Below are 21,060 nucleotides of genomic sequence, written 5' to 3' on the forward strand. Positions count from 1 at the left end.
ATGTCGATGGACGGAGTTCACGGTGAAGCTGTTGGTTGGTGGCCAGTGGGGCGACGCTGCTTCGGGCCGTCGGGAGGATGTGACGTCGCCCTTCGATGGGTCGGTGGTCGGGTCCGTGCCGGTGGCTGGCGTCGAGGATGTCGACACGGCCCTGGCCGCGGCGGCGGAGGGGGCAAGGGTGTGGCGACGCACCCCGGCGCATCAGCGGATTCGGGTCCTGTTGGCGGCGGCCGACCTGGCGGATGAGCGGGCGGAGGCGATCGCGCAGACCATCAGCGCGGAGGCCGGCAAGACCATCACCGAGGCCCGCGGCGAGACCTCCCGGTCCGGTGAGCTGATCCGGCTGGCCGCCTTCGAGGGGACCCAGCTCTACGGCGACTCGCTTCCGCTCGACGCGAACCCCGGGACGGGATTCGACAAGGTGGGGTTCACCGTTCGCCAGCCGGTCGGAGTCGTGGTTGCCATCACGCCTTTCAACTACCCATCACTGCTGGTGCTGCACAAGGTCGCTCCGGCACTGGCTGCCGGGAATGCCGTGGTGCTCAAGCCGGCCCGTACGACACCACTGACCGCCCTGGCCCTCGCCGCATGCTTCGTCGATGCCGGTCTTCCCGAGGGGGTCCTGTCGGTGTTGACGGGCCCCGGCGCGGAACTGGGCGATGCCCTGGTCGGCGACCCGCGCGTGAACAAGATCTCGTTCACCGGCTCGACCGTCACGGGCACCCGCATCACCCAGAGGGCCGGCGTGAAGAAGCTGTCCCTCGAGCTGGGCGCGTCATGTCCGGTGGTCGTCCTGCCCGACGCCGACATCGACGCTGCCGCTGCTGCCGTCGCTCTCGGAGGTTTCGTCAACGCCGGACAGGTGTGCATCTCCGTACAGCGGGTCATCACCCACCCGACGATCGCCGGTGACTTCCTCGACGCCCTGGTCCCACGGGTGGAGAAGATCAGTACCGGGAACCCGGGTTCCCCCGATACGGTCATGGGCACCCTGATCACGCGTCAGGAGGCCGAGCGCGTCGAGGGGTCGATCCGCGCCGCTGTGCAGGGCGGGGCCACGCTGCTGACCGGTGGCGAGCGAGATGGCGCCATCGTCTCGCCCACCGTGGTTTCGGGTGTCGACCCCCGCTCACCGTTCAGCCAGGACGAGCTGTTCGGTCCGGCGGTCGCGGTGTCGACGGCCGCGGACTGGCAGTCCGCGATCGCGCAGGCCAACGACACGGCATACGGACTGGGCGCGGGGATCTTCACCTCGGACGTCTCCGGTGCGGTGCGTGCCATCCGGGAGATCGATGCCGGCACCATCCACATCAACTGGACCCCACTGTGGCGCGCCGACCTGATGCCCTACGGCGGCCTGAAGGGCAGCGGCATCGGGAAGGAAGGCCCCCGTCCCGCGGTCGCCGAGATGACAGATGTCAAGACCGTCATCCTGCATGGCCGTCCTTGGTAGGCAACGGCCCACCCGCTCCAGCCTCCCTGACCTGACTCCACCTGTGAAAGAGCCCACGATGACCGCTGCTCCTACCGTCCGACTGACCGTCGCCCAGGCCGTGGTGACGTACCTGTCCCGGCAGTACTCCGTGGCTGACGGCGAGCGCCGTCGGCTGATCCCCGCCACCCTGGGCATCTTCGGGCACGGCAACGTAGCCGGCCTGGGTCAGGCCCTGGACCAGCTGAACGAGTCGATGCCGTTTATCCAGGGCCGCAACGAGCAGTCCCTGGTCCATGCTGCGGTGGGGTTCGCCAAGCACTCCCGGCGACGTGCGACCCTGGCGGTGACCGCGTCGATCGGTCCTGGCGCGATGAATATGGTCACCGGGGCGGCGCTGGCCAGCGTGAACCGGCTCCCCGTGCTCCTGCTGCCGGGTGACACCTACGCCACCCGCCACCAGGGACCGGTGCTACAGCAGCTGCAGCACCCGGTCGATGCCGACCTCAGCGTGAACGACGTCTTCCGGCCGATCAGCCGCTTCTTCGACAGGATCACCCGCCCGGAGCAGCTGCTGACCGCCTTACCGGCTGCGATCCGCACCCTGGTCGACCCGGTCGAGACCGGCGCCGTGGTGCTTTCCCTGCCGCAGGACGTGCAGGCCCACGCGTACGACTTCCCAGCCGAGTTCTTCACCGAGCGCGACTGGGTCATCCGCCGCCCCGCCGTGGACACCGACGAGGTTGCTGTCGTCGCAGACCTGCTCGCCTCGGCGAAGAGGCCGATCATCATCGCCGGGGGCGGGGTGATCTACTCCGATGCCACGACCGAGCTCGAGGGGCTCGCGGCCGCCATCGGAGCACCCGTTGCCGAGACCTTTGGCGGCAAGGGCGCCGTGCAGACGGCTGCCTGGTGGCAGGTCGGCGGCATCGGGTTGGAGGGGACTCCGGCCACCAACACCATGGCCAACGAGGCCGATCTGGTGCTCACCGTCGGCTCCCGGCTGACCGACTTCGCCACCGGCTCACACTCCATCTTCGGCAACCCGGACGTGCGCTTCGCCAGCGTCAACGTCAACGTCCGCGACGCGGACCGGTTGGGAGCCGCTGGAGTCGTCGGCGACGCCAAACGCGCGCTCGCCGCGCTCACCGAGGCCGTCATCGAGCGCCAGGTAGAGCCCGACCCGTCCTGGAGGACCCGGGTCGAGGAGCTGGTCGACGCCTGGGCGATCGAGCGGGCCGACGCCTTGAACCCCGACCAGCTGTTCGACAAGTCCGCCGTCGGCGCCGACTCCGATGTGGTCACCACCACCGACGCCGTGCTGACCCAGGGGCAGATCATCGGTGTGCTGCAGGAGCGCGCTCGCCCCGGCGACGTCATCGTCGCCGCGGCCGGCGGTCCGCCTGGTGACCTGCAGAAGGTGTGGGACGCCACGGGCGGACGCACCTGCCACCTGGAGTTCGGGTTCTCCTGCATGGGGTATGAGATTCCCGCTGCCATCGGGGTCCGGATGGCGCACCCTGACCCCTCGGCCCGGGTCACCGCGTTCCTCGGCGACGGGACCTTCATCATGGCACCCACGGAGCTGGTCACCGCGGCACAGGAGGGTCTGGCGATCACGGTCGTGATCCCGGAGAACCATGGGTATCAGGTGATCCACCGACTGCAGATGTTCCGCAACGGTCGCGAGTTCGGCAACGAGTTCCGCTACCGCACCGAGTCGCTGGAGCTGGCCGGGGCCACCGAGGTGGAGAAGGCCGCACGCCTGAACGGTGAGTATCTGACCGTCGACCTTGCACAGATCGGCGCCGGCCTCGGTGCGAAGGCGATGCGCCCGACCACGGCCGACGAGCTGCGCGACGCCCTCGACGACACACGCGGACACCAGGGCACGGTCGTCATCGTGGTCCCGGCCATCCCACACGCAGACCTACCACCGGCGGGCGTGTGGTGGGACGTTGCCCCGGCAGAGGTGTCCGAGGTGCCCACCGTGCCGGCGCTCCGCGCCGAGTACGAGAATGACCGGCAGACCCAGCGGTGGTTCGGATGAGCCGGACCGTTCCAAGTCCCCTCAACAACGGTGCCCTGGCCCGGGCGGTGCGCAACGGGGACACCACCCTGGGCACCTTCGTGGGCGCCGCGTCCGCGGTCATCGCCGAGGTCTGCGCAGCCGCCGGGTTCGACTGGCTGCTGCTCGACCTGGAGCACGGCGCGGGCGGTGAGGAACAGGTCCGCGACGTCGTCCCCGTGGCCGGCGCGTACGGAGTGCCCACGGTTGTCCGGGTCGAGACCGACTCCCGGATCCGGATCGGCCGGGTGCTGGACAGCGGTGCTGCGGGAATCATGTTGCCTCGCATGGACAGTGCGCTGCAGGTCAGCCGGGCGCTGACCCACCTCCGGTTCCCCCCACTTGGGGACCGGGGGGTGGCCACCTACAACCGGGCCTGCCGGTTCGGCCTCGATCCCGGCGCCCTGGACCGGGCCGACGAGCAGATCCTCGTCATTGTCCAGATCGAGTCGGCCGCAGCAGTGGAGGCCGCCGACGAGATCGCGGCGCTCGACGGTGTGGATGTGCTGTTCATCGGGCCTCGGGACCTCAGCCACGACCTCGGAGTACCCGGCGACACGACCGCGGTGGTCTTCACCGAGGCTCTGGAGACCGTGCTGGCCGCCGGCAAGCGACACGGCAAGGCCTGCGGGCTGCTTGTCAGTGACGGTGTGGCTGCGGCGCAACGCCTCGAGCAGGGCTGGACCTTCGTGGCGATCGGGTCCGACTCCACCCTGCTCGCCGCAGCGTCCCGAACGGCGCTGACCCGGGCCCGGCAACCCGTGCCCCACCTCACTTCTTGACTCCTCTTCAGAAAGCGACATCGTCATGGTTGGACGCATCACCGACAAGGGCATCACCGAGCTGGGCGTGGGGCTGATCAGCGTCGGCTGGATGGGCAAGCTGCACAGCCGGGCCTACCAGGCCATTCCGGTCGTGTACCCGGAGCTGAAGATCCGTCCCCGGCCGGTCCATGCCGCGGACACCGCACCCGACCGTGCCGACTACGCCCGGGACGTCCTTGGATACCTCCGAGCAAGCACCGACTACCGCGACGTACTCGCAGATCCGGAGGTCGACGTCGTCTCGATCTGCGCGCCGAACCTGCTGCACCGGGAGATCGGCATCGCCGCAGCGGAGGCCGGCAAGCCGTTCTGGATCGAGAAGCCCGTGGGGCGCGATGCAGTCGACACGGCCGCAGTCGCTGCCGCAGCCGCCGCGGCGGGTGTTGCGACATCAATCGGCTACAACTACCGGCATGCACCCGCGGTGGAACGCATCCGCGAGCTGATCAGCAACGGCGAGCTGGGGCGCATCACCAATGTCCGCGCGGTCTTCTTCAATGGCTACGCATCAGAACCCAACGGTGCCCTGTCCTGGCGTTTCAAGCGAGACCTCGCGGGGAGCGGGGCGCTCGGAGACCTGCTCAGCCACGTGGTCGACCTGATGCAGTATGTTGTCGGCCCCATCACCGACGTCAGCGCGCTGCTCTCCACCGTGCACCAGCGGCGACCCATTCTGCCGATGGGCCAGGCCACCCATTTCGCGGTGATCGAGGGCGGTGAGCTCGGTGACGTGGAGAACGACGACTACGCAGCCGCTCTCGTCCGGTTCTCTGCTGACTCGCCGGGCGCGGGCGCGGTCGGCACTCTGGAGGCGTCCAGGGTCATTGTCGGCCCACAGTGCGGGCTGAGTTTCGAGGTCTACGGCACCGAGGGCTCCGCATCCTGGAACTTCGAGCAGATGAACGAGCTCAGGCTGGCGCTGGGCCGCACCGGCCCCAGCCAGGGCTACACCACCATTCTGGGCAACTCCTCCCAGGGCGACTACGCCGCGTTCCAGCCCGGCCCGGGCAACAGCCTGGGCTACGACGACCTCAAGGTGGTCGAGGCCAAGAAGTTCCTCGTCGCCGTCACCGGGGGAGAGCAGCGGAACTCCACCATCGAGGAAGCTCTCGCGGACGCAGAGGTCATCGCAGCCGCGGCGGCCTCAGCGGCCGACGGGCAGTGGCGCCAGGTCCCGCAGGTTCGGGGGGCGACCTTCGGTCACAGCGGGCACCGAGTGGCCAGCCATGCCTAGGGTCTCGGACCTGCCGGTGGTGGTGGGCCTCGGACCCGTCGACCCGGACCAGGTGAATCCGATCCTCGACGGGCACTGCCGTTTCGTTCCGGAGCCGACGGAGGCGGACCTGGCGCAGGCCCAGGGTGCCATCGTCCGGGCGGATGCCCTGGTCGACGGCGCGCTCCTAGGCCTAACGCCCCGGCTGCGGGTCGTGGCCCGGACCGGAGTGGGCGTCGAACGGGTGGACCTCGACGCTGCCACGGCGCGTGGGATCGCCGTGGTGATCACGCCCGGCGCGGGGGCCACCGCCGTCGCCGAAGGTGCCATCGGCATGGCGCTGCACCTCGTGAAGCGCTTCGGGCGGCTCACCAGCCTGGTCAGATCCGGGCAGTGGGCGGCTCGCGGCACCATCTCGGTCGGCGACCTCGCCGGGTCGGTCCTCGGGGTCGTCGGCTTCGGCCGCATCGGACAGCGCGCCGCGGCCCTCGGCAGCGCGCTGGGCATGTCAGTTCTGGCCTACGACCCTCTCAGCGAGCCTCCCGCCGATGTCCGCTGCGCGGACCTCGAAGACCTGGTCAGTCGCAGCGACGTGATCACCCTGCACCTCCCGCTGCTGCACTCCACCCGTCACCTCGTCGGGGCCGAGCTTCTGCGCCACGTCAAACCAGGAGCGGTGCTGATCAACTGCGGGCGAGGGGGACTCACCGACCTGGATGCGGTGCACGCGGCGCTGCTGGACGGCCGGCTTTCCGGCGTCGGGCTCGATGTCTTCGACCCGGAGCCTCCGGATCATCACCCGCTGTTCGATCACCCCGACGTCGTGCTCACACCCCACGTCATGGGGATGAGCCGCCAGGCCAGCGCGACCACCTTTCTCGACGCTGCCCAGGGTGTGCTCGATGTGCTCACCGGCGTTGGACCGGCCGCGGTGGCCAACCCCGGGTGGGAACAGGCGGCACCTCTGACGACCCAGGCTTGGGAGCCCAGATGAAGGATCTCCTCAAAGACAAGGTGCTCCTCATCAGTGGCGGCACGCAGGGCCTCGGCGCAGGGATCGCCCGAGTCGCCGCCCGGGAGGGCGCGACCCTGGTGGTTGCCGGCCGCAACGCCGACAACGGCGAGGCGGTTGCCACCGAGCTCAAGGATGCCGGCGTCGACGCGGCTTTCGTGCGCACCGACATCAGCGACGTGCCCCAGGCACAGGCAGCGGTCGCGGCGACCATCGAGCAGCATGGCCGGATCGACTGCCTGGTCAACGCGGCCGGTCTGACGACTCGCGGCACCATCCTGGACACCACGCCCGAGCTGTTCGACCAGCACATCGCAGTGAACCTGCGCGGGCCGTTCTTCCTCCTGCAGGCAGCGATCGCCGACATGAGGAACCGAGGCGAACCGGGCACCATCGTCAACATCCTGTCCATTGACTCCCACGGCGGCCAGGCGTTCCTCGCCCCGTATGTTGCCGCGAAGGCGGGACTCGCTGGCCTGACAAAGAACGCCGCACACGCCCACCGCTGGGACCGGATCAGGATCAACGGCCTCAACATCGGATGGTCGGCTACCGACGGAGAGAGCCTCACGCAGCAACAGGCGCACGGTGCCGGCGCGGACTGGGAGAAGCAGGCCGCGGCACGGCTGCCGATGGGCAAACTCGGCCAGGTCGACGAGATCGCCGACTTCGTGGTCTTCCTGCTCTCCGACCGCAGCGGGGTGGTCACCGGTTCGGTGATCGACTGGGACCAGAACGTGATCGGCGGTCTCGGTTGACCGAACGCCTCGCCATCCAGTGCCCCCAACCCGTATCGAGGAGAGAATCATGCGCCTTGGCCTGATCGGTCTCGGAAGAATCGGCTCGTTCCATGCCGACACCCTGTGCCGGCTTCCCGCGGTCGACTCTCTCGTTGTCACCGACACCGTTCCCGCTGTCACCAAGTCCGTCGCGGAGCGGGTCGGGGCGGACGTGGCTGACTCCCCTGAGAGCCTCATCAGCAGTGGCGTCGACGCCATCGTCATCGCGGCAGCCACCAACGCCCACACCCAGCTGATCAGGTCCGGCATCGACGCCGGAATTCCGGTGTTCTGCGAAAAGCCCGTGTCCGGCGACCTCGCCGAGGCCGTGTCCATCGCCCGGTACGTCACCGACAGCGGGATACCGGTGCAGGTCGGCTACCCGCGCAGGTTCGACCCGGCGTTCAGCGCAGCCCGAGCCGCGGTGGAGACTGGGGAGCTGGGCTGGGTTCACACGGTACGGTCGACCACCCTCGATCCCGCACCCGCGCCACGTGGATACATCGAGGTATCCGGCGGGATCTTCCGGGACTGCAGCGTCCATGACTTCGACACCGTCCGGTGGGTCACCGGCCGGGAGGTCGTCGAGGTGTATTCAACCGGCAGCGCCAAGGGTGCCGACTTCTTCGCCGAGTTTCGCGACGTCGCCACCGCTGCCACTGTGCTCACCTTCGACGACGGCGCCACAGCCATCGTGTCGAACACGCGGTACAACCCACGCGGGTACGACGTTCGACTGGAGCTGCACGGCACCAACGACAGCGTCGCGGCCGGCTGGAGCGACACCACCCCCCTGCGCAACCTCGAGCCGGGAGCGACGTGGCCGTCAGGGCCGCCGGCCACCTTCTTCATGGACCGGCTCACCAGCGCATTTCGAGCCGAGCTCCAGGCCTTCACCGAAGTCGTTGCCGGGCAACGGAAATCACCGTGCACCGTCGACGATGCCCTGGCCGTTGCCTACATCGCCGAGGCCGCCACCCTTTCCCTCCAACAGCACCGCCCGGTGCAGATCGACGAGGTCCGACCGTCATGACTACTCCCAGCCTGCACGCGAACGACCACGCGGCCGACGCCACCCTCCGGATCGCCGGAGCCCCCATCTCCTGGGGCGTCTGCGAGGTTCCCAACTGGGGTCACCAGCTCACTCCGGAACGGGTCCTCGCCGACATGCAGGATGTCGGACTCGCGGCGACCGAGCTCGGCCCGGACGGGTTCCTCCCGGCCGACCCACAACAGATGGCCGCCGTGCTCGACACCCACAACCTGACCGCGGTCGGGGGCTTCACCCCGGTCCTCATGCACCGTGCCGGTCATGACCCGCTGCCTGAGATCAACCGGATCCTCACAGGCTATGACGCCACCCACGCAGAGGTGCTTGTGCTCTCCGCTGTTTCGGGACTCGACGGATACGACAGCAGACCGATCCTTGACGACGCGGGCTGGAAGCGACTGCTGGACAACCTTGACCGCATCGCGCGGCTGGCGTCCGAACATGGTGTGCGTGCAGTGCTCCACCCGCACGTCGGGACCATGGTCGAGTCCGGTCCCGAGGTCCAACGGGTCCTCGACGGGTCGTCCATCGCACTGTGCCTGGACACCGGTCACCTGCTGATCGGGGGGACCGATCCGGCTGAGCTCACCCGTCAAGCGCCGGAGCGCGTCGCCCACACGCACCTCAAGGATGTCGACAACACGATCGCGGAGAAGGTCCGCGGCGGGCGCCTCACCTACACCGAAGCCGTGGTCCAGGGCATGTACCGGCCGCTGGGCACCGGAGACGTCGACATCGCATCAATCGTCAACACCCTTCAAGGCAACGGCTACCAGGGGTGGTACACCCTCGAACAGGACACCATCCTCACCGAGGAACCTCGGGATGAAGGCCCCGGCCGCGACGTGCGGATCAGTGCCGAGTTCGTTCGCGGCATACTCACCACAGCGCCGGCGGCATCGACGTGAGCCACACGGACATGGAGCCACTGAGGTTGGGCATCCTCGGAGCTGCCCGAATCACCGACTTGGCCCTCGTCAAGCCGGCGAAGATCACCGGCACCGAACTGATCGCCGTGGCTGCTCGGGATCCCGGCCGCGCCAGGGCATTCGCGAATGCACACGATATTCGCAAGGTCCACGAGTCCTACCTGGACGTCATCAACGATCCCGACGTAGAGGCCGTGTACAACCCGCTGCCAAACGGCCTGCACGGGCCGTGGAACCTGGCCGCCCTGGCAGCGGGAAAGCATGTGTTCACCGAGAAGCCCTCGGCCAGCAATGCGACCGAGGCCGAGGAAGTCGCTGCCTATGTGAGGGGAACGGATCGGCAGTTCTTCGAGGGATTCCACTATCTCTGGCACCCGCTCGTCGCAAGGCTCCACGCCATCCTCGCCAACGGGGAGCTGGGCGACCTGCGGCACGTCGAGACCGTGATGGACATGCCCGCGCCCGCCTCCACCGATCCCCGATGGTCACTGGAGCTCAGCGGGGGCGCCCTCATGGACCTCGGATGTTACAGCCTGCACACGATGCGGATCCTGGCCCCGTTCGCAGGCGGAGAACCCACCCTCGTCTCAGCAACGGGCGGCGAACGGGCCGGCCACCCTGGTGTCGACGAATGGGTCACCGCAACGCTGCAGTTCCCGAGCGGCGCCACCGGCACCGCTGGGTGCAACATGGCCAGCGACCACCACCAGATGAGCCATCGCCTGATCGGCACCGCCGGTGAAGCGGTCATCACTGACTTCGTCAACCCGCACGAGGACGACCGGCTCATCGTCACCACCCGTGACGGCACTCGCACGGAACGGCTCGGCAGGCGGTCCTCGTACACCTACCAGCTGGAGGCCTTCACCACGGCGATACGCACCGGCATACCCGCTCCCACCGACGCTGCCGACGCCGTGAAGACCATGCGCTTGGTCGACCAGTGTTATGAGGCCGTCGGAATGTCACCGCGACCGAGACAGCCGCAGCTCACGGACGCGATCCACGACGATAGACGAGAGTAGGCCCGAGCATGCACAGGGACCAACAGGTCGCGGACGAACTACTGGCCACCTGCTGGAGCAGCGCAGGGGACGCCGCATCCGACCGATCGGACCTGCGCAGTCCGCTGCCCCTCCGCGAGCGGATCGAGGCCGCCTCGTCGGCCGGCTTCCGAGGCTTCGGCCTGCTGTCTGATGATCTGCCCGGCGCCGTCGCGGAATACCGAATGACCGGAATCCGGGCCATGCTCGCCGACAACGGGATCGTGCACCTCGAGCTCGAGGGAATCCCGTACTGGTGGGATGACGGCCCCCGGCACGAAGAGTCTGACCGGATCAGGCATGGCCTGCTGGAGGCGGCGGAAGCACTCGGCGCTCGGCACATCAAGGTCACACCCGATGGTGAGGACGAGCCATGGGACCGCGCGCGCTGGGCAGAGAGGTTCGCCGAGCTCGCGACCCAGGCACACGATGTCGGGGCACGGCTAGGGATCGAGTTCTTTCCGTGGTCGAACGTCAAGACATTGCGGGACGGCCTGCAGCTCGTCGAAGACGCCGGACACGATGCCGGGGGCGTGGTGATCGACACCTGGCATATCGCCCGCGCGCGCACGCCCGTCGACGAACTCGAAGCCGTGCCGCTGCACCGCATCATCGGCGTCGAGCTGAACGACGCCGACGAGCAGGTTGTGGGGACCCTCTTTGAAGACACGGTCCATCGACGGCGCTACTGCGGCGAGGGGTCGTTCAACCTGTCTGCCATGATCACGGCGCTGCGTACCGCGGGGTGGAACGGACCGTGGGGCGTCGAGATCCTGTCCGTCGAGCACCGATCCCAGCCGGTCAACGACGCGCTCCGAAGGGCCGCCGACAGCGCCCGCCGTATCCTGGAGCAAGCGCGTCGAGATGCAGCCGCAACCCCGACGCGTGACAGCGCACGACGGCGAGGCTGACCGGGGACAAAGTGCGGCAACGACCGTTCATGGCCGAGCGCGCGTCCGTCACCGACCTCCGTCGTACTCGGACGCGAACAGGTAGCTCACCGCGAGGCTCCGGTACGGTCGCCAGCGATCGGTGATCTCCGTCAGCTCGTCCTCCGACGGCACGTGGTCGAATCCGTAGGCTCGCTGGATCGCGCGCCGTAGCGCGACGTCCCCTGGCAGGAAGACGTCGGGCCGGTCGAGCGCGACGAGCAGGAACCCGTGCGCCGTCCAGGGACCGATCCCGGGGACTTCCGTCAACGTCGTCTCGACCTCGTCGTCGGTCATGCGCGCGAAGGCTTCGTCGCTGAGGCGTCCGTCGACGAAGCGTTCAGCGAGGGCGCGGATCGTTGCGCCCTTACGGAACGACAGTCCGCTGTCGCGGATCACCTGGGGATCCGTCTCGAGCAGCTCTGCGGGCGACGGGAGACGCCCTCCGAAGTGGGCCTCCAGGCGAGAGAGGATCGTTCGGGTCGCCTTCACGGAGAGCTGCTGGCCGGCCACCTGGAAGATCAGCGTCCCGAACGCGTCGAGCGTGGGAAGCTCGTCCATCCACGCGCGCGGACGGAAGTCCGGTCGCGCGTCGATCAGCCCCGCGAGGACCGGGTCGGCGCGCCGGAGGTACGCGGTCGCCTCGCGATCCGCCGCGGCGGCCCGCCTTCGGCGCGGGGCGGTCTTCCCTGAGTCGTCCTGGGCGACGTTCAACGAACCCTCCTCCGTCTCACGAACGGACCTGCGAGCCATGACCGAGGTTAAGCCCGATCGATTCCATCACCTCGAGCGGAGGTGCCGGCGACCAGCTTCTCGGATAGCGCCGAGTGTATGAGGCGATGGCGCCGTTCATGGGTGCACCTGCAAGCCGTAGCCGTGGTTGAGCCGGATGGACTCCATCAGCCAGAACGCAACCTCGGGCGTGAACACGTCCGCGGCTCCGAGCACTCCGGTGTACTTGTCGATGACCGGGGCGGCCGTTGCATCGCCGACCGCGTCGAGGTAGCCCTTGACGCTGGCCCACACGTTCGCGCCGCCCCGCTGGAAGTAGGGCGTCGGATCGACGGTGTCGAGGGCGGTCCTGGCGCTGGCCTCGAGGTCGGCCATGTACTGCTGGTGCAGGGTGACGTCCTCGCGCGTGCCGAGCCGACCCAGGTGGCCACTGACAAGCGTCTTCCACGGGTACGTCAACGCTGCGGCCGGCATGTGCAGGTAGCCCGGGATGTCGTCGGACAGGTTGACGACGTAGACCGGCACCCAACCCGCATTGACGATGTCGACCATCATCAGCGCGTCGTGGTCGGGGAAGTGGACGAGGCTGTTGTCGGGCGTGTGGTTCGGGCCGTGCCAGGAGAGCTCGAACCTTTCGCCACCGATCTCGAAGGTCCGGCGATCGCTGAAGGTCTCCTCCGGTGCGGGTCGGGCCGGGTCGTCGTCCCGGAGCAGGAGCCGCCGGGTCTCCTCGTGCCCGATCCGGACGACGTCCTTTCCGAAGAGCGAGGACGCGCCGCCATGGTCCGCGTGGTGGTGTGTGTGGATCAGGTGGGTCACCCTGTTGCTCACGCCGTTGGCTCGCGCGATCTCGTCGATCGCTCGCTGGAGGTTGTGCCCGATGCTCGGCGGTGCATCGAAGAGGACGACGCCGTCCTGGGTGGTCAGGAAGGCGGCCTGATATACGCCATCTGTGACCCAGTAGAGGTTCCGCTCGACGCGCCCGACGTAGTAGCCCTGGTCGTTGACGGCCGGCCCGAATGACGACTGGGGGATCGGCGCGTAGTCCGGCATAGCGTCGGCTGAAGTTCCTTGCGTACTCATCGTGTTCTCCTCTGTCGATGCCTTCATCACGTGGGCTTCCCACGCCGGCGATGACGATCTTCGCGGCCGAGATCGGCGCTCGAATCAGGGATCTCCCTAGTCCCTGAACCTGATCCGGCCCCGGGCGCTACTGTCAGACGATGGTGGGCGGACGGCCGTCACAGGTCCGGGCTCCGGGGGCACACCTGGTCGGACGAAAACGCGAGCGTGCCGTGCTCGACCGTTTGCTCGAGGGCGCGCGCGGGGGCGACGGTGGTGTCCTGGTGGTCCACGGCGAGCCGGGCGTTGGCAAGACCGCACTGCTCGAGTGCGCGATCGAGGCAGGACACGGGTATCGCGTCGCAAGAACCAGCGGGGTGGAAGGGGAGATGGAACTCCCCTTCGCCGCGCTCCAACAGCTGTGCTCGTCCTTCCTCGAGCTGGCGGTGCGACTTCCGAAACCGCAGGGCGATGCTCTCGGCGTCGCCTTCGGCCTGACCGCGGGACCACCGCCGAACCCCTTCCTTGTCGGACTGGCGGTCTTGGGGCTGGTGTCGGAGGCTTCCGAGGAAGGGCCGCTGCTGGCCGTCGTCGACGACGCGCAGTGGCTCGACGCCGGGTCGGCACGCGCGCTCATGTTCGTCGCCCGCCGCCTGTTGGCGGAGAAGATCGCGCTCGTGTTCGCGACGCGCGAGCAGGTCGGCGCGCTCACGCGCCTCCCTGAGCTCCGCGTCGAGCCGTTGGGACACCGCGACGCGAGGTCGCTGCTGGAGTCCATCCTGCCGGCGCCGCTGGACGAGCGTGTGCTCGACCGGATCGTCGAGGAGACGGGCGGGAATCCGCTCGCACTGCTCGAGCTGCCCCGCGGGTTGACGCCGACCCAGCTTGCTGGCGGTTTCGGGCTGCCCGCGAACGCGCCCCTGTCGGCGAGTATCGAGGAGAGCTTCACGCGACGGCTAGCGGCGCTTCCGTACGACGCGCGACGGCTCCTGCTCGTGGCGGCGGCCGACCCGGTCGGCGATCCGGCATTGGTCCGTCGTGCCGCTGAACGCCTCGGCATCCCTGACGGGACGGCTACCGCGCTCGAATCCGAGGGTCTGCTGACGTTCGGTCCACGGGTCGTATTCCGGCATCCGCTTGTACGATCTGCGGCCTATCGCGCATCGGGGCTCAAAGAGCGGCGCGAGACTCACCGAGCGCTCGCCGACGCAACCGACCCGGACATCGACCCAGATCGCCGGGCATGGCACCGGGCTCAGGCGGCGGCGGCGCCGGATGAGGATGTTGCCGCGGAGTTGGAACGTTCAGCCCTCCGCGCCCAAGGACGGGGCGGACTCGCTGCCGCCGGGGTGTTCCTCGAGCGAGCGGCCGCGCTGACGCCGGATCCCTCCCGGCATGCGGAACGCTTACTCGCGGCGGCGCACACGATGTTTCAGGCAGGCGCTCTCGACGACGCGCTCGATCTGCTCGCGGCGGCTCAGACGGGCCCCCTGTCTGGCCTCGAGCGCGCGCGCGCCGACCTGCTCCGCGCTCAGATCACGTTCGTCGCAACGCACGGAAGCGACGCACCGCTGCTCATCCTCGAAGCGGCCCGGCGCCTGAGCTCCCTCGATCCGTCCCTCTCTCGCGACACCTACCTCGACGCCTTGTCAGCGGCCCTGTTCGCGGGCCGCCTCGCGCTACCGGGCGGCAGCGCACTGGACATCGCGCACGCCGCCCGGACGGCACCTGCGCCCGCCCGCGAGCCCCGCGGACCTGACGTCCTGCTCGACGCCCTCACCACGTTGCTCACTGGAAGCTACGAGGCTGCTGTACCCGTCCTCCGGCGCGCCGCCGGAGCCTTCGGCACCGACAGATCTGCGAGCGAGCAGATGCGCTGGATCTGGCTCGCAACGATCGCATCGGTCCAGCTGTGGGACGACGAGATGTGGGAGACGCTCTCGGAGCGACACATCATGATCGCCCGCAGGGCTGGAGCGTTGGGTGATCTGCCTCTTGCTCTTACGCAGCGCATCTATCTGCATCTCCTCACCGGCGAACTAGATGCAGCAGCGTCCCTCGTCGAGGAGATCCAACGAGCGACGGAGACGACCGGCAGCGACCTTGCGCCGTACGCCAGCGTGGGACTTGCTGCACTCCGCGGGCGCGCGGCCGAGGCCGAGTACCTGATCGAACGCACCCGGACGGAGGTGACACCGCGCGGCGAAGGCATCGGACTCTCGGTGCTCGATTGGGCCGCGGCGGTCCTGTACAACAGCCTGGGCCGCTACGAGGAAGCATGCGAAGCCGCTCTACGCGTTGCCGCCCACGACCTCAACCCGTCGATGTGGATCATGGCCGAGGTGATCGAGGCAGCGGTCCGGGCGGGAACGCCCGAGGTGGCCGCAGACGCCCGTCGTCATCTGGCGTCGATCGCTCGGGCAAGCGGCACCGACTGGGTCGTAGGGATCGCATCGCGATCGGAAGCGCTCCTCACCCAGGGGCCGGCGGCGGAACCCTTGTACCTCGAGGCGATCGACCGGCTCGGTCGGACCCGCATCGCGGTAGATCTCGCTCGTGCCCACCTCCTTTATGGCGAATGGTTGCGGCGTGAACGCCGACGTGCGGACGCCCGCGTGGAGCTGCGCCTCGCGCACGAGCGGTTCTCCGACTTCGGGATGGAGGCCTTCGCCGAGCGGGCGAGGATCGAGCTGCTCGCGACCGGCGAGCATGCCCGGAAGCGTACTGTCGACTCCTCCCGCCAGCTCACGCCGCAGGAGGCGCAGATCTCGCGCCTCGTCGCGAAGGGCAACACCAACCGAGAGATCGCGGCTCAACTGTTCATCAGCCCAAAGACGGTTGAGTACCACCTGCGGAAGGCCTTCTGGAAGCTCGATGTGAAGTCACGCGCGCAGCTCGCGAAGCGCATCACATAGGCACCTCTTCGCGGTCGACAAGGGTTCCGCAGGAAGGTGGACGGTGGCAGTCTGGATAGGGCCGCTCTTCTCTGGCGGGCCGGTCTTGGTGTCTGTGGGGACGCCCCGGTATGACGCCGTCGTTGGCCGGTGTGGTGACTCACCGCTTTGATGGCGAGGCGACGACGCTCCTCGGCTTCCACCAATGGCCATCCGTTCAGGGCAGCCAGTTCGGCCTTGGCTCGCGGTTGGCGCCGCAACCGTGGTTTGTGCCGGCGGCCTTGCCGTCGACCTTACGAGTGGCATACGGGCCTTGTGCGGTGACCGGTGACGTGGTCCTCGGCATGAGCCGTATCGATCTCAAGGACAACATGTAGCGCTGCGGCGCTCTCGCAGCCGCGCGACAGACTGACATCGAAACAGGAGTGGGGATGGACTTCAACGAACAACTCGACAAGCTCCAACAGCGCGCATCGGACACCGCCGCGAGCGTACGGGCCGCGGCGGCCGAGGACCGGGCAAAGCTCAAGCAGCGAATCGACCAGGCGCAGGTCGACGCCAACCTCGCGCTCAAGGACACTGAACAGGCCGCTACCGAGGCCAAGGACCGCGCCCAGAGCAAGTGGGCACAGATGAAGGCCGACGCGCGAAAGAAGATGGACGAGGTCCAGGCCAAGGCCGAGAAGAGAGCGGACGAGATCGACGCCGCGGCAGCCAGCACAGACGCCGACTGGGCAGAGGCCGATGCGCTCGATGCGATCGACTACGCCGGCTGGGCGGTGGAGAACGCGCGGCTCGCCGCGCTCGATGCCTTGGACGCTCGTGCGCGAGCGGACGAGCTGGCCGCGGTCGCCAAGTCCTGACGAGGGCGCAGCCTGGGCGCTAGGCGCGGTGAGGCACATCAAGCGATGCGGCGCCACCCCACAGTCAGCGGGGTGGCGCTAGGCAAAGCGTGGGGCTGCCGAGAACCTCCCGGCAGCCTCGCTGTGTCCGCGACAGGTCGTCCCGCGGCGCTGGTCGCGGTCGACGACCGAACGCTGCGCTGATCAGTCGGTCGTCCCCGTCGCCTCGACCGCCTGCAGGATCAGCTGGGTCGCGGCCTCGGGCTGGGACACGAAGGACACGTGTGAGGCCGCGACCTCCACGATCGTGGCCTTCGCGCGCTCGGCCATGAACCGTTGAGGCTGCCTTCGAACTTCTCCAGGAGCTGCTGCTGGCTAACGTGACGGTGGGGATGGGACCCGTGCGGCCGGCGAGGCGCCGGGGTGGCGCGCGGAGATCCGGACCCGCAGCGCCGCAGGGCGGACGGCGAACGCCAGCGGGGCAACAAGCTCGACGGCTTCGCCGTCGATGCCGGCATGCAGAGTCTCCGAGGCCTGAACCTCCAGGTGAGGAGCGCTCCAGGCCCGGCCCGGTGGGTGTTGCCGTTCCTCTGGGGTGTCGAGGATCAGAATCCCCAGCTGACCGCCGGCAAGCGTGGGTCGAGTGCCAAGACCAGGCCCGCTCAACGCATACGGATTGTTGGAGACCAGCAGGACAGCAAGTCGTGCATGCTCTCGTCCCGTGTCGTCGATGACGTGCAGGGCGGGCATTGGCCCACTGGGACCAAGCACCCTGCTCGCCGTCTCCGCCAGCGTGCGGACCTTGGTGTCGCGATAGCCAGCCTGCTGCACTGCCTCTCCGTAGATGCCGAGGGAGACGTTGTTCAGGAAGATCCGGCCGTTCACCTCGCCCACGTCGATGAGGCGCTCCAACCCTTCGGTGAAGGCGTCAAGGGCCCCGGGCACGTCCTGGCGGTCCACACCGAGGTCGAGGGCAAAGTGGTTGCGCGTCCCGACTGGGATACAGACGAAGGGCAGCCCATGCGCCGCAGCGACTGCAGCCACTGTTGCGAGCGACCCATCGCCGCCCGCCATCCCGAGCGCATCAGCTCCGTCGGCCACGACCTCCAGGACGCGCGTCATCAGGTCGTCGCCGGAGCGGAGGGTCACTGCTTCGACTCCGCGCTCACGTGCCCGCTCGAGGACCTTCTTGCGGGTCGCCGCGCCATCACCAGACCTGGGGTTGACGAACAGCACCGGCCGTCGAGGAGGCTCGACCGGGCGCCAGCCACGGCTCATCAGCGTCGCCAGCCGCGGCGCGGGATGCGGTGGACGGTTCATGTCGCTCTCAGCTCGTCGCGGCTTTCCTGGTCGTGCTCCCTGGCGCCCAGCGTGGCTGAAGCCTTCGCCGCGTGGATCTCCTTGGTGAGATCGAGGATCTCGGTGGACAGGCGGAGCAGCCTCTCATTCTGTTGCTCCTCCTGCTGGACTGTCCGCCAAGCCTCGTCCGCGATCACCTGGCGCTTCTCGTCGGCGCGGTTCTGGCTGATCATCACGAATGTCGACAGGAAGATGGCCTCCAGCGACACGATCATCGTCAGCAGTCCGAAAGGATAATCCTCCACGCCTAGGCCGATCCACAGGCTGAACCAGACGACATGGATGTACACGAACTTCATCGAACCAGCGAAGCGTGTGATCTGGTCGGCAACGCGGTTCTCCCGGTGCTGGCCGCGCTCGCGCAGATGCCGCAGCAGCGCCGGGTTGCCCGTTTCCGGTTGGTTGGTTCTCACCTCTACTCCTTTGCTCGGTGCCCCGCGCGCGCCGACGCGGAAAGTCTGAGACCGTGGCGACGTCCGGGACGGCGTCGGCAACGCGTCCGTATGCCGTTCCGCGTCGGGCGCAGGGCTGACTGATCAGGGCGCTCGGCAGGGGTCATACAACCAGCCGGTCGGCCTCCTTGCCGACCTGGCGCAGGCTGAAGCCGGCGAAGATCTCGTTCACGCCGCGGCAGATGGCCCACACTCCGACGAGGGTCACCAGCGTCACCAGGGAGCGCTCCCAGGAGCGGGCTGCCCACACGCCGAGCACCAGCTCGGAGATGCCGAGCAGCAGCCCGGTCCACCACCACGGCAGCTTGGGGCCGGCCAGCGCGCTGACGATGTGGACGGTGCCAAAGACGATCAGGTACCAGGCAGCCATGATCGACACGACGTAGAGGGTGATGGCTGGCCAGACGAAGGTGAGGATGCCGGCGGCCACGCCGAGGATCCCGCTCACGATGGACAGCCAGCGCATCGTGGGTACACGGCTGGCCACCACGAGCTGCGTGATGCCGCCGAACAGGAAAGCCACGCCAGCGAACGACGCCACCGCTACCAGGCTGCCCACCTTGTATGAGAGCACGAACGTGCCGAACCAAATCCATAGGACGCCCAGGGCCACGATCCACCCCCAGGCGGTCGACGCCTCCCGGGCGCCGGCCCGGAGCGGGTCGCGTAGCGGGTCAGCAGGCTTCAGATCTTGGGTCATTTCAAACTTCCTTCGGGTGACGCCGCGCGGGCAGGCCGCTGTTGTGCCTGCCCGCGGCGACGGGTGTATGAGGCGAACGGGGGATTGCTGACCCAGTTCGTCGGGGACTACGAGCTGACTGCGGCTTCGGCGAGGTTGTCGGCGTAGGCGCGGGCGTGGATGGCGTCGAGGATCGCCAGCTCGGCGTTCTCGACCGCCCAGTCGGCGAAGTCGAGGGCCTCGGCAGCGTCATCCTCTGCCCAGTCGGCGTCCTTGGCGGCGACCTTGGCGTCCACGTGACGGGTCCGCTTGTCGACATTCGCCTTGACGTCACTCATCTTGACCGCAACATCAGCCTTGAGCTGCGCCCACTTCGCGCGAGCGCTGTCCGCGGCCTGCGAGACCTCCTCGCGTGCGTCCTGGACCGACTGGTCGAGGTCGGCCTGAGCCCGCTCGATCCGCTCCTTGAGCTGCGTCTCGGACTCGGTCGCGGCCGTCTGCACCGTCGACCTGGCCGTCGCGACCCGCTGCTGCAGATCATCCAGCCGGGTGGAGAAGTTTGTGTGCTGCGTCATGCGTTACCACCTCTTTCGATTCCGGCCCCCTGGGGGCCACCTGTAACATTCCTGCAGTACTGACGATATCGTCAGTACTGCAGGCAGTCAATCCGGTGGCGCAGATGTGACGAGGTCCTCAGTCAGCTACCTGGCGATGAGCTGTCGCCGCGCTGTCGAAGATCTGTCGAAGATCTGCCTGGCGAGCGCGGTCCCGGGGGCGCCACCACCGGGTTGTCCTGCCGAGACGAGGCAGGCAGCCACGCCAAACGTCGGCGTCCCCGGATGGATACACGCCTGCACCGTCTGAACCGGGCCGGCTGCTTCCCGAGGCGACGACGGACTGCGGCCGTCGCGTCGGTAGTAACTCGCCAGGGCGGCTCGGGCGGGCCTTCGAGGCCGGTCAGAGCTCGGGCTGGGGCGGAAGCGGGCGGCTGCAGAGCTTGGTGGCCTCCCGCTTGGTCATCCCGAACATGCGCAGCACCGAAAAGGTCATCTGGTCCGTCAGGGCCGCCGCGTCTGCCTCGGGCTCGGACTCCAGTAGCTGCAGTAGGCCGAGCATCGCGCCACCGGCGGCCATGAGCGCGAGGTCGACGTTGTCGACGTCGAACCTTCCGGCCTCCTTGGCGGCCGCGATGTCCTGGCGGGCCCTCGGCGCCAGCCCGGCGTCGTGGACGAGGATCCTCGGGCCGGTGTTGAGCAGCACGCGCACCAGCTCGGGATGCTGCTGCTGGAGTCGGCCGGTCATCCGGAAGCTCACCGTGAAGATCTCCGCCGGGTCGTCGTGGCCCGCCACCACCGCGTCCCGCAGGTCCACGTAGGCCTGGAGCGTCTGGGTCACCGCGGCCTCGAAGAGCTCGTCCTTGCTCTCGAAGTGGTTGTAGAAGCTGCCGAAGCCGACATCGGCCGCGTCGGTGATCTCTTGGATGCTCACGTTGGTCCTGCCTTCGGCGAGCAGCTGCCGTGCGGCCTTCACCAGCGCGTTGCGTGTGCGCTCTTTCCGGCGGTCGACGCGGTTCGCTGACCTCGTGGCCTGCGCGGTCATGACCGGGCCTCCGATCCCGTTTCGAGCACTCCTGGAGCCGCCATCGTATCTGATCGATTCATCAGAATCGCAAGGAGCGGCTGACGGACAACTTCTGATGATTCCATCAGAAACTCTTGACAGAGGGTTCCGTCGTTACTGATGATCTCATCAGATCAGTG

General features: G+C 68.3%; 21 protein-coding genes. 13 read left to right on the forward strand and 8 right to left on the reverse strand.

Annotation, left to right across the window (positions count from 1 at the left end):
- Positions 1-22: 22 nt before the first annotated feature.
- The 10 genes from ACYVLP_RS05830 to ACYVLP_RS05875 are packed head-to-tail and all read left to right on the forward strand — an operon-like array spanning position 23 to position 11,262.
- Complete coding sequence (locus ACYVLP_RS05830) at positions 23-1,453, forward strand: aldehyde dehydrogenase family protein (protein WP_460626396.1); 1,431 nt, start codon at positions 23-25, stop codon at positions 1,451-1,453.
- A 58-nt stretch (positions 1,454-1,511) separates the two neighbouring features.
- Entirely contained in the window at positions 1,512-3,482 is a 1,971-nt protein-coding gene (gene iolD / locus ACYVLP_RS05835; protein WP_460626397.1) for a 3D-(3,5/4)-trihydroxycyclohexane-1,2-dione acylhydrolase (decyclizing), read from the forward strand.
- On the forward strand, positions 3,479-4,282 hold the full coding sequence (locus ACYVLP_RS05840) for an HpcH/HpaI aldolase family protein (protein ID WP_460626398.1): 804 nt from the start codon (positions 3,479-3,481) through the stop codon (positions 4,280-4,282). Before iolD ends, ACYVLP_RS05840 begins: the two co-directional genes overlap by 4 nt.
- A 25-nt stretch (positions 4,283-4,307) precedes the next feature.
- Positions 4,308-5,558 (forward strand): Gfo/Idh/MocA family protein, encoded by a 1,251-nt coding sequence (locus ACYVLP_RS05845; RefSeq protein WP_460626399.1) that lies wholly within the window; start codon positions 4,308-4,310, stop codon positions 5,556-5,558.
- On the forward strand, positions 5,551-6,531 hold the full coding sequence (locus tag ACYVLP_RS05850; RefSeq protein WP_460626400.1) for an NAD(P)-dependent oxidoreductase: 981 nt from the start codon (positions 5,551-5,553) through the stop codon (positions 6,529-6,531). The genes ACYVLP_RS05845 and ACYVLP_RS05850 overlap by 8 nt, the downstream gene beginning before the upstream one ends.
- Positions 6,528-7,307, forward strand: coding sequence for an SDR family oxidoreductase (locus tag ACYVLP_RS05855; RefSeq protein ID WP_460626401.1), 780 nt, complete (start codon positions 6,528-6,530; stop codon positions 7,305-7,307). Before ACYVLP_RS05850 ends, ACYVLP_RS05855 begins: the two co-directional genes overlap by 4 nt.
- Positions 7,308-7,356: 49 nt before the next feature.
- Positions 7,357-8,361 (forward strand): Gfo/Idh/MocA family protein, encoded by a 1,005-nt coding sequence (locus ACYVLP_RS05860; protein WP_460626402.1) that lies wholly within the window; start codon positions 7,357-7,359, stop codon positions 8,359-8,361.
- On the forward strand, positions 8,358-9,287 hold the full coding sequence (locus ACYVLP_RS05865; protein WP_460626403.1) for a sugar phosphate isomerase/epimerase family protein: 930 nt from the start codon (positions 8,358-8,360) through the stop codon (positions 9,285-9,287). Before ACYVLP_RS05860 ends, ACYVLP_RS05865 begins: the two co-directional genes overlap by 4 nt.
- Before the next feature lie 11 nt (positions 9,288-9,298).
- Complete coding sequence (locus ACYVLP_RS05870) at positions 9,299-10,333, forward strand: Gfo/Idh/MocA family protein (protein WP_460626404.1); 1,035 nt, start codon at positions 9,299-9,301, stop codon at positions 10,331-10,333.
- 8 nt (positions 10,334-10,341) lie between these two features.
- Positions 10,342-11,262 carry a sugar phosphate isomerase/epimerase family protein gene (locus tag ACYVLP_RS05875; protein WP_460626405.1) on the forward strand — a complete coding sequence of 307 codons (921 nt, stop codon included), beginning with the start codon at positions 10,342-10,344 and terminating at the stop codon, positions 11,260-11,262.
- Between the two features lie 48 nt (positions 11,263-11,310).
- On the opposite strand, the gene ACYVLP_RS05880 is transcribed toward ACYVLP_RS05875, so the two are convergent.
- Entirely contained in the window at positions 11,311-11,994 is a 684-nt protein-coding gene (locus ACYVLP_RS05880; protein WP_460626406.1) for a DNA-3-methyladenine glycosylase family protein, read from the reverse strand.
- 135 nt (positions 11,995-12,129) lie between these two features.
- Positions 12,130-13,095, reverse strand: coding sequence for an MBL fold metallo-hydrolase (locus ACYVLP_RS05885; RefSeq protein ID WP_460626407.1), 966 nt, complete (start codon positions 13,093-13,095; stop codon positions 12,130-12,132).
- Between the two features lie 140 nt (positions 13,096-13,235).
- On the opposite strand from ACYVLP_RS05885, the gene ACYVLP_RS05890 reads away from it, so the two are divergent.
- The 3 genes from ACYVLP_RS05890 (at position 13,236) to ACYVLP_RS05900 (ending at position 16,831) form a co-directional block, all read left to right on the forward strand.
- Positions 13,236-15,989 (forward strand): helix-turn-helix transcriptional regulator, encoded by a 2,754-nt coding sequence (locus ACYVLP_RS05890; protein ID WP_460626408.1) that lies wholly within the window; start codon positions 13,236-13,238, stop codon positions 15,987-15,989.
- A 110-nt stretch (positions 15,990-16,099) separates the two neighbouring features.
- On the forward strand, positions 16,100-16,345 hold the full coding sequence (locus tag ACYVLP_RS05895) for a hypothetical protein (protein WP_460626409.1): 246 nt from the start codon (positions 16,100-16,102) through the stop codon (positions 16,343-16,345).
- A gap of 54 nt (positions 16,346-16,399) precedes the next feature.
- Positions 16,400-16,831: a hypothetical protein gene (locus tag ACYVLP_RS05900; RefSeq protein ID WP_460626410.1), complete on the forward strand. Its 432-nt coding sequence runs from the start codon at positions 16,400-16,402 to the stop codon at positions 16,829-16,831.
- 183 nt (positions 16,832-17,014) lie between these two features.
- Here the strand turns inward: ACYVLP_RS05900 and ACYVLP_RS05905 are convergent, their stop codons facing one another.
- The 6 genes from ACYVLP_RS05905 to ACYVLP_RS05930 all read right to left on the reverse strand — a co-directional run bounded on the left by ACYVLP_RS05905 (position 17,015) and on the right by ACYVLP_RS05930 (position 20,899).
- Complete coding sequence (locus ACYVLP_RS05905) at positions 17,015-17,140, reverse strand: hypothetical protein (protein ID WP_460626411.1); 126 nt, start codon at positions 17,138-17,140, stop codon at positions 17,015-17,017.
- Positions 17,141-17,185: 45 nt separating this feature from the next.
- On the reverse strand, positions 17,186-18,130 hold the full coding sequence (locus ACYVLP_RS05910) for a diacylglycerol/lipid kinase family protein (protein WP_460626412.1): 945 nt from the start codon (positions 18,128-18,130) through the stop codon (positions 17,186-17,188).
- On the reverse strand, positions 18,127-18,582 hold the full coding sequence (locus ACYVLP_RS05915) for a DUF1003 domain-containing protein (RefSeq protein WP_460626413.1): 456 nt from the start codon (positions 18,580-18,582) through the stop codon (positions 18,127-18,129). Before ACYVLP_RS05915 ends, ACYVLP_RS05910 begins: the two co-directional genes overlap by 4 nt.
- A 142-nt stretch (positions 18,583-18,724) precedes the next feature.
- Entirely contained in the window at positions 18,725-19,321 is a 597-nt protein-coding gene (locus ACYVLP_RS05920; protein ID WP_460626414.1) for an HdeD family acid-resistance protein, read from the reverse strand.
- A gap of 107 nt (positions 19,322-19,428) precedes the next feature.
- On the reverse strand, positions 19,429-19,875 hold the full coding sequence (locus tag ACYVLP_RS05925) for a hypothetical protein (RefSeq protein WP_460626415.1): 447 nt from the start codon (positions 19,873-19,875) through the stop codon (positions 19,429-19,431).
- A gap of 382 nt (positions 19,876-20,257) precedes the next feature.
- Entirely contained in the window at positions 20,258-20,899 is a 642-nt protein-coding gene (locus ACYVLP_RS05930) for a TetR/AcrR family transcriptional regulator (protein ID WP_460626416.1), read from the reverse strand.
- Positions 20,900-21,060 lie beyond the last annotated feature (161 nt).

This window comes from Intrasporangium mesophilum (assembly GCF_054783095.1).